The sequence below is a fragment of the Streptomyces sp. NBC_01210 genome, from assembly GCF_036010325.1.
In the GTDB taxonomy this organism is placed as follows: domain Bacteria; phylum Actinomycetota; class Actinomycetes; order Streptomycetales; family Streptomycetaceae; genus Streptomyces.
Genome location: NZ_CP108549.1, coordinates 891,019 through 900,819 on the forward strand (window position 1 = coordinate 891,019; position 9,801 = coordinate 900,819).

8 protein-coding genes are annotated in these 9,801 nt (G+C 72.5%); 1 reads left to right on the forward strand and 7 read right to left on the reverse strand.

The genetic code is table 11. The features are described 5' to 3' along the window. The first annotated feature begins 38 nt into the window (after nt 1–38). Nucleotides 39–1,394, forward strand: a complete 1,356-nt coding sequence (locus tag OG735_RS03955) for a DUF6777 domain-containing protein (protein WP_442812374.1) — start codon at nt 39–41, stop codon at nt 1,392–1,394. Nucleotides 1,395–1,415: 21 nt separating this feature from the next. Here the strand turns inward: OG735_RS03955 and OG735_RS03960 are convergent, their stop codons facing one another. Genes OG735_RS03960 through OG735_RS03990 form a run of 7 tightly spaced genes read right to left on the reverse strand, consistent with a single transcriptional unit; the run spans nt 1,416 to nt 9,794 of the window. After that, the gene (locus OG735_RS03960) at nt 1,416–2,432 is read right to left on the reverse strand and encodes a TolB family protein (RefSeq protein WP_327321727.1); all 1,017 of its coding nucleotides are present in this window, start codon (nt 2,430–2,432) and stop codon (nt 1,416–1,418) included. Next, nucleotides 2,429–3,700 (reverse strand): MFS transporter, encoded by a 1,272-nt coding sequence (locus OG735_RS03965; RefSeq protein ID WP_442812375.1) that lies wholly within the window; start codon nt 3,698–3,700, stop codon nt 2,429–2,431. The genes OG735_RS03960 and OG735_RS03965 overlap by 4 nt, the downstream gene beginning before the upstream one ends. Nucleotides 3,701–3,745: 45 nt before the next feature. Next, complete coding sequence (locus OG735_RS03970) at nt 3,746–4,939, reverse strand: alkaline phosphatase family protein (RefSeq protein WP_327321728.1); 1,194 nt, start codon at nt 4,937–4,939, stop codon at nt 3,746–3,748. Between the two features lie 22 nt (nt 4,940–4,961). Beyond that, complete coding sequence (locus tag OG735_RS03975; protein WP_327321729.1) at nt 4,962–5,879, reverse strand: galactokinase; 918 nt, start codon at nt 5,877–5,879, stop codon at nt 4,962–4,964. Between the two features lie 17 nt (nt 5,880–5,896). Further along, nucleotides 5,897–7,774 (reverse strand): class I SAM-dependent methyltransferase, encoded by a 1,878-nt coding sequence (locus OG735_RS03980; RefSeq protein WP_327321730.1) that lies wholly within the window; start codon nt 7,772–7,774, stop codon nt 5,897–5,899. Then, nucleotides 7,771–8,937 carry a glycosyltransferase gene (locus OG735_RS03985; RefSeq protein ID WP_327321731.1) on the reverse strand — a complete coding sequence of 389 codons (1,167 nt, stop codon included), beginning with the start codon at nt 8,935–8,937 and terminating at the stop codon, nt 7,771–7,773. The genes OG735_RS03980 and OG735_RS03985 overlap by 4 nt, the downstream gene beginning before the upstream one ends. Further along, on the reverse strand, nt 8,934–9,794 hold the full coding sequence (locus tag OG735_RS03990; protein WP_327321732.1) for an alpha/beta fold hydrolase: 861 nt from the start codon (nt 9,792–9,794) through the stop codon (nt 8,934–8,936). The genes OG735_RS03985 and OG735_RS03990 overlap by 4 nt, the downstream gene beginning before the upstream one ends. Nucleotides 9,795–9,801 lie beyond the last annotated feature (7 nt).

Below are 9,801 nucleotides of genomic sequence, written 5' to 3' on the forward strand. Positions count from 1 at the left end.
CCTGCGCTGCACGATTCCTACGCTGGGAAGAAGAGCCCGTGAGTGCCCAACCACCACCCTCCGAACGCCCCACCGGGCCTCCCTCCGGCCCACTCTCGGGCCCGTCACAGCCGGGTTCGACGCCTCCGCCCGGTCCGGTGCCGCCCGAGCCCCCACCGAGCGGCGGGGGCTTCGGCGGCACGGGCGGTCCCGGAGGGGCGGGCGGACCCGGCGGCACAGGCGGGCCAGGCGGACCGGCGAAGGGCCCGGGCGAGGGCCCCGGCCACCCCTGGTGGCGGTCCGCGCCACGTATTGCGGCGGTCGCCGCCGCGCTCGTGGCCGCGGTGGTGCTGACCATCGTCTTCACCCGTCCCGAGTCGGCCAAGGCCGGCGAGGTGGTCCTCGAGCCCGCCGGCTCGACCGGGCCGGATCCGTACACCGAATCGACGGCGCGGGAGAGCTCCCCTCCACCGACGCTCCCCAGACTGCCGAGCAGCTCCGAGACCCCGGCCAACGCCACCCGCAGCGTGCGGGGATCGACCCCCGGCCTGTACAACGGGACCCGTAAGGTCGCCAGCTGCGACGTGGAGAAGCAGATCAGCTCTCTCACGGCCGATCCGGCCAAGAACAGGGCGTTTGCCTCGGTCCATGGCATCGCGCCCGCCGCCGTTCCCGGGTTTCTGCGGTCATTGACGCCCGTACAGCTGGGGATGGACACCCGGGTCACCAACCACGGCTACAAGAACGGCGCCTCCACCAGCTACCAGGCGGTGCTGCAGGCCGGTACGGCCGTGCTCGTCGACGCCCGCGGCGTGCCGCAGGTGCGCTGCGGCTGCGGCAATCCGCTGCGGCCTCTGGTCCCGACGAAGGGCACACCCCAACGGAAGGGTGACCCCTGGCCCGCGTACCGGCCCTCGAACGTCGTGGTCGTGGCGCCCTCCGTCACGGTGGTGAACGTGTTCATCGTGTTCGACCCGCACAAGAATGACTGGTTCGGCCGCGACAGGGGCGACACCGACGGCCGCTACGACAAGCGGACCCCACCGCCGGCGAGAATAGAGCTGCCACGCTTCCCGGACACGTCGTCACCGTCCCCGGGCAAGTCGTCGCCGTCCCCGGGCAAGTCATCGCCCTCTCCGGGCAGCTCGTCGCCGTCCCCGGACACGCCCGCACCCTCTCCCGGCAGTTCGTCGCCGTCCCCCGACAGGCAGAACCTGCAGCCGGAGTCCTCCGAGCCCCCAGCACCCTCGCCGCCGTCCCCGGGAGAGGAGAACCCGCAGCCGCAGTCCTCCGAGCCCCCGGCATACTCGCCACCCGAGGAAGCCCCGCCGTCGGACGCCTCGCTGCCTGCGCCACCGCCTCCCGCCGTCCCGGAACCTCCCCCCGAATCCGCAGCGGACTCACCCGTGTCCTGAGGCACCGTACTCAACCTCGGCTCAGGTGATGACGGCCGGAGACGTACCGGACTTCACGGTCAGCCGGGGTGTTCCGCCACCGTCCGCCGGAATCGACCAGAGGTCGGCACCGAAGTCGCCGGGCACTGCGTAGAGGAGCGTGTCGCCGGTCAGCCAGAGGGGTTGGTCGTCGACGCTTCTCCGCTCGGCGAGCGCAGACTCCCTGCCTGTGCGCAAGTCCAGCACATACAGCCGCCAAGGGGTGGCTGCGGGGGCACCGGGGACTCGCTTCTTGAAGGCGACGCGGGTGCCGTCCGGGGAGAGGGAGGGGCACTCGACGTTCTCGCGCACGGTGTGCAGAGTACGCAGGGTCAGGTCGCCCTCGACCAGATAGGTATGTCCGCCGGTGGCGAGGGTCGCATAGAAGCGGTTGTCGTCGGCGGCGAAGGTGACGCCCCAGAAGTTGTGGTCGGCGGCCCGGTCTCGATGCCCGTCCTTGATCACGGCGAACTTCTCGAGGTCGGCGTGGAGGGTGCCGGTACGGGTGTCGTAGATGGCGGTACGGGTGGAGAAGGCGCCGCCCGCGTAGGAATCGCCGCTGACGAAGACCGTCCACGCCGCCAGTCGTCCGCTCGGCGACACCCGGGCGCGGGTGGGCATGCCGGGTGCCGGAAACGTACGGACGGGCCGCAACCGCTCGTCGAGGAGCACGGCTTCGTGGCCCGGGATGACTCCGCCGGTGGCTCGGAGGCAGATGCCTGTGCCGGCGGCCGCGTGGAAGCGCAGGCAGTTGCCGGGCGCGGCGGTGCGCGGGGCGGCCGGGGTGGTCAGCGGGACGGAGGAGATGTGGTCGCGCTGCGGGCCCCAGGCAAGGTTGCGGAAGAGGAGCCGACCGGGCTGACGCAAGGTCACCGTACCGGTCCGGGCGACCGGTTCGCCGGGCCTGGCCCGCTCGCGCTGGGCCGCGCGGTCGGCGGCCCGCAGCGTGGCGACGGCGGCGACCGAGGCCAGGACCGCGCTGGCGAGGGCAAGGATGAGCAGCCTGGCCCGCATGCTCATGGGTGACTCCCTCGGTGGAGGACGACGGCCACAGCCATGGCGACGGCCAGACCGGTGGCGGCCACGGTCAGAGCCCCTTCAGGACCGAGGTACATCCAGGCCGCGCCGAAGAGCAGTGAGCCCACGAAGCGGGCGAGGGCCCCGGCCGTCTGGACGAGGCCGAGGCCGCTCGCCTTCAGGTACGGCGGCAGAAGCGGGCCCGCGGCGGCCATCAGCACACCGTCGGTGGCCGCGTAGAAGACACCGAGCAGCACCAGTACGCACCCGGCCGCGGCCGGTCCGCCCGCCCAGGATGCGAGGAGCAGCCCGTACACGATGAGCAGCGCCCCATGGCCCGCGAGGAAGACCGCGCTGCGGCCGATCCGGTCGGCCAGCCGGCCGAGCGGCACTGCCAGCAGCAGAAATCCGGCGGCGGCGCCGACGGGCAGCAGCGGGAAGTACGGAGTGGGCAGGTCGAGGCGGCGCTGGAGCAGCAGATAGAGGAACGAGTCGCTCACCGTGACCACGCCGAGCAGCGCGGCGATCAGACACAGCCGCGGCAGGCCGGGGGTGCGGGCGAGAGTGCGCAGCGACCTCGGGCAGCGTCGCTTTCGGTTCGCCGCGGCGGGACTTCGTGTCGAGGCGTCCCGTACGAAGAGCGCAAGCAGCAGGACACCGAACGCGGCGGCGCAGAAGCTGACCACGAACACCGCGTCGTAGCCGTCGCGCGCGGCCCACAGCACGGCGAATGCGGCGAGCGGCCCGAGCAGCGCGCCCGCGGTGTCCATCGCCCTGTGCACTCCGAAGGCTCTGCCCTGCTCCTCGGGCGGGCAGGACAGAGAGATCAGCGCGTCGCGTGGGGCGGTGCGGAGCCCCTTGCCGGTGCGGTCGGCGGCGAGGACGGCGCCGACCGCCCAGGGTGTCGTGGCGGCGAGCAGGGCGAGCTTGCAGCAGGTGGACAGGGCATAGCCGGTGCCGGCGACGAGTTTGCGGCGCTGGGCGCGGTCGGCGAGGTGACCGCCGACCAGCCGGGACAGCACGGTCGCACCCTGGTAGAGGCCGTCCAGGGCGCCGAAGGCGAGCGGGGACATACCGAGGCCGACGACGAGATAGAGCGGCAGTACGGCGGTGACCATCTCGGCCGAGACATCCGTCACCAGGCTGACCGCGCCGAGTGCGATGACGTTGCCGGCGACCGCGCGGCGGGCTCCGGTACCGCGCGCCGGGCTCGGCCGGGTGCGGCGTACGCCCGCCGTGGTGTCGGCGGCCCGACCGGCCGACAGGTACACGGGTGTCTCCCTTCAGTCACTGATGACTCGCCAGAAGACCGGGGTTCAGAACCAGTTGACGGTCAGGGGGAAGGTGGTGCCGGCAGAGGCCGCGGTGGAGTCGGTGGCGGTGGCGGTGATCCGGACGGTGCCGGTCTGCCAGGGTTTTCCGGAGATACGGCCGGTCGAGGTGTCGATGGACAGGCCGAACGGGAGTCCCGCGGCGCTGTACTTGAGCGGCGTCCTGCCGCCGGTCGCGGTGATCTGGATGGTGCAGCTCTGGTTGAACTTGCACGTCTGCGCACCGGGGTTGGCCACGCTCAGATCCCCGCCGGGCGGCGGAGTGCCGTCGCCGAAGACCTCGGTGACGGGGGTCGCGCTCGCCGCGTTGCCGGCGTGGGTGGTGCCGAACAGGTCCTCGAAAGTGCGCAGCAGGTCGTAGTGGTTGTACGCGCCGCTGAACGTGCCCTGCTTGACCTTGGCCCCGGAGAAGACTGTGGCGATCCGGTTGGAGCCGAGGTAGTTGTCCTCGTCCCAAGTGAGCACCAGCAGACTGTTGTTGACCCTGGCCCACTGGGCATAGGCATCGAGGTTGTTCTTCACCCATGTGTCTCCGGTGCCGACGGAGCAGGAGTGCATGTCACTGCACTGGTTCGGGACGACGAACGACAGGTGCGGCAGCTGGGTGAAGTCGCTCTTCGGGAACTGCGCCCAGGTCTTGCCGGTGTTGAGAGGCACGTTCTTGAAGGCGAACCAGGGGTTGTGCTTCTGCGCGTACTGGCCGTTCGTGCAGGCGGTGGAGCCCTCGCTCGGCAGGTCCTCGTTGTAGGTGGCGAAGGTCTTGCCGGCGGCGGTCAGCTCCTGTCCGAGGTTGGCGGCGCTCATGGACTGCGGTGTGTAGCAGCCGTCGCCCGTGATGCCCTGGGTGCTGCCGGAGAAGAGGTTGAAGTAGTTCGGCTGGCTGGGGTGGGTCAGCGCCTTCATGCCGGTCAGACTGGCGCCGGCGTTCGCGAGCTGGTTGATGTAGGGCGCGTTGGAGCTGCCGATGATCTCGCCGTACTGCTTGTTCTCGAAGACGACGACGATGACGTGGTCGTAACCGGGCAGCGCGGCATCCGCCTTCGGCGCTGCGGCATGCGAGTCGGCCGCGCCGAGGGTGGCGACCAGACAGAGCGTGCTGAAGATCCCGGCGGCAGTAGTGCGCCACCTGCTGGTGCTGCTGCCGTCCGGTGACCGTTCCGGTAGGGCTCTTGGCTCCATGAGGGTGTTCCTCCTTGTCCTCTCACTCCTCGCGGCGGGCCGCGCCCGCCACGGCGATGTTCAGGAAGCGCGGTACGGGCCGTCCGCGGCTGCGGAACTCCTCGGCCACGGTGGTACGGAGGGTCGTCAGCCGGTCCTGCGGCAACAGCACCAGGGCACTGCGCCCCGGCTCTCGTCCGGGCCGCCAGGCGGCGAACGCACCTGCGCGCCGAGCGGCGTCCAGCGCGCGCCGGATGTCAGCGGCGCCGGGTCCCTCGCCGCGTGTCACCAAGAGCATCAGCTTCGCCCCGTGTTCGGGCGGGTCGAAGGGGATACGCCGTCGGCGGCCGTTGTCGAGCAGCAGAGCCCTGCCGGGGCGTGCGAAGAGCACGGCCTGCCTCAGGGCCTCGTCACCGGCGGGCGCCGCTGCCCGGGCGAGGGCGGCGAGTCGGCCACGCGGCGGTCGCGGTCTGGTGCCGTCGGCGTGCAGATCGGCGACTGCGAGGGCCACGGCGCACTCCAGCGGCTCCGTGCTCGAGAGTCCGGCCGCCGCGGTCAGCGTGGAGTGGATGTGCAGGTCGATGCCGCCACGGCCGTATCCGGCGCGGGCCATGGTACGCAGCAGGGCGTAGCTGCGGGCGGCCCAGTCGGGGTGGGGCAATGGCGGTCCGGTGAGCGGGAGTTCGCAGCTCTGCGCGGGGTGGGCGAGGGAGCTCAGCCGTGCCAGGCCGTCCTCGCGCGGGGCCGCGGCCGCTGCCACGGGCCAGCCGGCCGCGGCGACGACGCGGGGGGAGCCCAGATGGAAAGCGTGCGGGGCGCTCCACACCGTGGCCGGGGGACGGTCGTGCGCCGATTCGAGGGCATAGGCGACCAGCCGGAAGAGCGGGTCGGCGGTGTGGCGGCGGGCGATGTCCAACGTGCTCGTGGCCGTGCTCATGTCCGCGCTCGTGGCCGTGCTCATGGTCGTACTCATCTTCGTCACCCCGTCTCGTGAGCCGCCGGCGTCCTGCGGGCCAGCAGGCGGTAGGCATTGCCCCCTTCGGTGGCGCGGGCCACTGCCGCACGCACTTGGTCGAGGGCTGCCGCGACGGCGAAGCACGGCAGCGCCGCGGTGTGCACGACGGTGCGGACCACCCGCCGGGTGCGGGTCGCGGTGCCCGGTCCCCAAGGGGCGTACGGGTGAGGGGCGAGCCGGTTCGCGGTGAGGAGGACGGCACCGACGAAGTCGCAGGACTGGTGGGCCGCGCCGTGCTCCTCCGCCAGGACGGTGAATCCGCGGTCGGCCAGTGCCTGCCGGAGGTTGGCGATCGGGATGAGGTGCTGGTGCTGGGGCTGGAACCAGGGCAGCCAGTGCGGGCCGAGGAGGCGGGCGAGCCGTGATTCGGGGTCCGGCAGCTCGATGAGCAGATGCCCGCCGGGGGCCAGCACGGCGGCGGCCGCGTCGAGTTCGGCGAGCGGCTCGCGGGTGTGCTCCAGATAGTGGTACATGCTGACGGTGTCGTAGCGGTGGACGAGCCCGGCGGCGAGATCGGGGAACTGCCCCTGGTGGGCGGTGCCGACCCAGCCGCGTGCCTCCGCCTCACGTACGGCGGCGCTCATGTCCAGACCGTCGAAGCGGGTGCCTGGCCAGATATCGCGCGCGCTGTCGCAGAAGTGACCGTGCCCGGTGCCCACGTCGAGCCAGGCGGTGGGCGTCCCGAACGGCTTGAGCATGGCGGCGCGGGCACGGTACGAGCGGCCCATCGTGCCGAACACCTGGGCCGCGCCTCCGACGCCCAGGCCCTCGTAGAAGTCGCGGTAGTAGAAGTCGAGGCCGTCCAGGGAGAGGCGGGGGTTCTGGAAGACGTGTCCGCACTCGGCGCACTGTTCGAGGGTGAAACGGCCCGGCTTGCCCTGGAGCAGATCGGGTACGCGGATACGCACCGAGAGCCGGATGGATCCGCACCAGGGGCAGTCGTCGCGACGGGGCTCGAAGAACCGGTCGGTTCCGGCCTTGAGTTCGGCGGCATAGGCGGGGCGCAGCGCCTCCAGCTCGGGAGACGTTCCGGCCGGTCCTGAGCGGTCGCTCGAGGCCGTACGCAGAGCGGCGCCGAGCGAGTACAGGGGCCGCGCTGCGGTGGCGCGGATCAGGTCGGCCGGGCGCAGCGGGGTGCGCGGGCCGCCGAGGATCAGGGCCGGCTGCAGCCAGTACAGCGCGGCGGCCGCCGCCCCCCAGCCACCGTCCGCGACGGCCGCCCGGACGAGCAGGGCGAGACCGGCCAGTTGAGCAACGGTCAGCAGGCCCGGGGGCAGCCCTTGGGCGCGCAGTTCCGCGGCACGGCGGGCGGGGTCGGGAGCCGGCGCGGCCAGGCCGGGTGCGATGGCGACGCCGGTGGCGGCGGGGGCGTACGGCTTCAACCGCCTCAGGAGGGTGTGAAGTTCGGCGGGGCCGGGACACGAGTCGGGACCGGTGTCGCACTCCACGCCGGCCCGGTGCCGGACGTCCTCGGCGATCAGCAGGGCGTGTCCCGCGCCGCGGCCGTCGGCCGTGCGGTTGTAGCGGGCGGCGCTGAGGTCGAGGATCCGGAGCAGGCTCAGAGCGCGCTCCGTGTCGAGGCGGGCGGGAACCAGGTCGAGTACCTGAAGGCCGGTCCGTTCGGCGTGGGCGACGGCGGCGCGCACCGTGGCGTCGTCGACCTCGACTCCGCGGGCGCTGATCAGGTGCCAGCGGCCCGGAGTCGGTGCGGTGTGGGTGGGGGAGGCCGGTTCCAGGACGGGTAGGGCGCGCAGTCTGCGGCGAGCGCGCACGGTGCCCGCGGTGAGCCCGACCAGTGCGACGATCGCGGCCCATGGGAGGTCAGTCGGGAACGGCGTCATATCAGTTTCTCCAACTGGTCGGCCGCGGCCGCGGCACCGCCGGCCGCGGCGAACGAGGCCTGGATGCGGCGGGCGGCCCGGCGGTGGGCGGGGTCGTCGAGTGCGGCGTCGAGTGCGGCATGGAGTTCGTCCGCGCGGGCCCGGCCGAAGCGGACCCGGATCCCGGCACCTGCCGCAGCGACCTGCTGGGCGACGATCGGCTGGTCGTCGCGGATCGGGGCGACGACCAGGGGCAGGCCGTGCGCGAGTGCCTCGCAGACCGTGTTGTGGCCGCCGTGGCAGACGACGGCGTCGAGGTGGGGCAACAGCTGGAGCTGGGGAACGTGTTCCAGCAGCAGGACATGATCCGGTACTTCGCCGACCACGTCCCTGGGCGCGGCCAGGATCAGCTGCACACGGTCGGCGAGCCGTTCGGCGGCCTGCAGCACCGCGGCGTAGAAACGGCCGCCGGCCTCGCGGTTGAGCGTGCCGAGCGATACCAGGACCCGCCGCCGTACGGGATCGAGCCGCCGCCACGGAAAGGCCGAGCCGTCGGACGGGCGGGGGCTCATTGCGGGGCCGACGAAGGCATAGTGCCCGGGGTAGGGCTCGTCCGCGCCGACCAGTTCGAGCGTGGAGAAGACCAGGACCAGGCGGTCCGAGTAACGCGGGTCCCAGCCGCCCGGTGCGCCGGAGTCGGCGAGCAGTCCGGCGATCCGCTCCGCCACCCACTCCCCCACTCTGGGGAAGCCGGCGAAGGGCCGGGTGAATTCGGCCGAGGTCGTCGCCGACGTCACCCACGGCAGCCCGCGCCGCTGCGCGATCACCGCGCCTGCGAGGGCCTGCTGGTCGACGACGAGCAGATCGGGGGCGTACGCGTCGACCGCCGCATCGACACCCGACAGCATCGCGTGGGCGAGCGGGATGAGCGCCTCCTCCCAAAGGAAGCGCAGGGCGGCGACGCCGCGCAGATCGCGCCAGTGCGCGTGCAGCGAACCGTAGGCCGCGGGCCCGGCTCGGTCGCCGGAAGGAAACAGCGCGGCGCCCGCCGGCAGGAGTCGGGGCAGCACTTCGGCGGGGCCCGTCCAGGCCACCCGATGACCGCGCGCGGCCAGCTCGGCGGCGACGGCGACGGTGGGGTTGATGTGCCCGGCGAGCGGCGGGACGACGAACAGGGCCTTCATACGACCACCGCCTGGGCGCGCTCGGAGCATCCGGAGCGCTGGGCGAGCTCGGCGCTTTCAGAGCGCGGCCGTGCGGCTTCGGCCAGTCGGTCGAGCACCGCACGCCGGAGCTCGTCGGTGCCGCCCTGGAGCACGTCGTGACCCAGGCCCGGGATGATACGGACGGCGCAGTTGGGTGCGTGGTGGGACAGTTCGCGGGCACCCGGGACGAGTTCGGAGTGCTCGCCGCAGACGGCCAGCACCGGGCAGCGCACCCGGGCGAAGTCCGCCGGCGTGAACGGCCGGCTCGCCGCGATGTCGTCGATCAGGGTGGTGCGGTTGAGGAGCTCGTCGGCCGTGGCGGTCAGCCGGGCGGCCTTGCGCGCACCGAGTGAGGAGAGTTCCTGCGGCACCTGGCTGCCTTCGAGGGCGAGGGCTGCGACGGACAGTGTGTCGAGCATGTTCTCGATCCAGGGACCGTTCAGCGGGGCCTCGACCAGGACGAGCCCGGCGACGAGGTCGGGGCGCGCGAGTGCGGTGTGCAGCGCGATCGTGCCGCCGTAGCTGTTGCCTACGAGGGTTACGGGGCGTTCGTCGAGGCCCAGGGCGGTGAGCAGGGCGGTCAGGTCCCGTACGGCGGTGCCGATGTCGTAACCGGTGGGGGGTCGCTCGGTGCGGCCGTGGCCGCGCAGGTCGTAGAGGACGACGTCGTGGCCGGCTCGCGCGGCGGGGACGGCGAGGGTGGCGTAGAAGCTGGAGAGGTTGTCGACGACCAGACCGTGGAGGAAGACGACGGTCGTGCCCGCGGTACGGCTCACGTCACCGCCGGGCAGCCGGTGGACGTGGAAGCGGAGGGAGTTGGCGAGGACTTCGGCCATGGCGGGT

Excerpts from the sequence above, each read along its gene's own strand:
- OG735_RS03960 (WP_327321727.1), bottom strand. The coding sequence starts at position 2,432 with ATGAGCATGCGGGCCAGGCTGCTCATCCTTGCCCTCGCCAGCGCGGTC.
- OG735_RS03970 (WP_327321728.1), bottom strand. The coding sequence starts at position 4,939 with ATGGAGCCAAGAGCCCTACCGGAACGGTCACCGGACGGCAGCAGCACC.
- OG735_RS03975 (WP_327321729.1), bottom strand. The coding sequence starts at position 5,879 with ATGAGCACGGCCACGAGCGCGGACATGAGCACGGCCACGAGCACGTTG.
- OG735_RS03980 (WP_327321730.1), bottom strand. The coding sequence starts at position 7,774 with ATGACGCCGTTCCCGACTGACCTCCCATGGGCCGCGATCGTCGCACTG.
- OG735_RS03985 (WP_327321731.1), bottom strand. The coding sequence starts at position 8,937 with ATGAAGGCCCTGTTCGTCGTCCCGCCGCTCGCCGGGCACATCAACCCC.
- OG735_RS03990 (WP_327321732.1), bottom strand. The coding sequence starts at position 9,794 with ATGGCCGAAGTCCTCGCCAACTCCCTCCGCTTCCACGTCCACCGGCTG.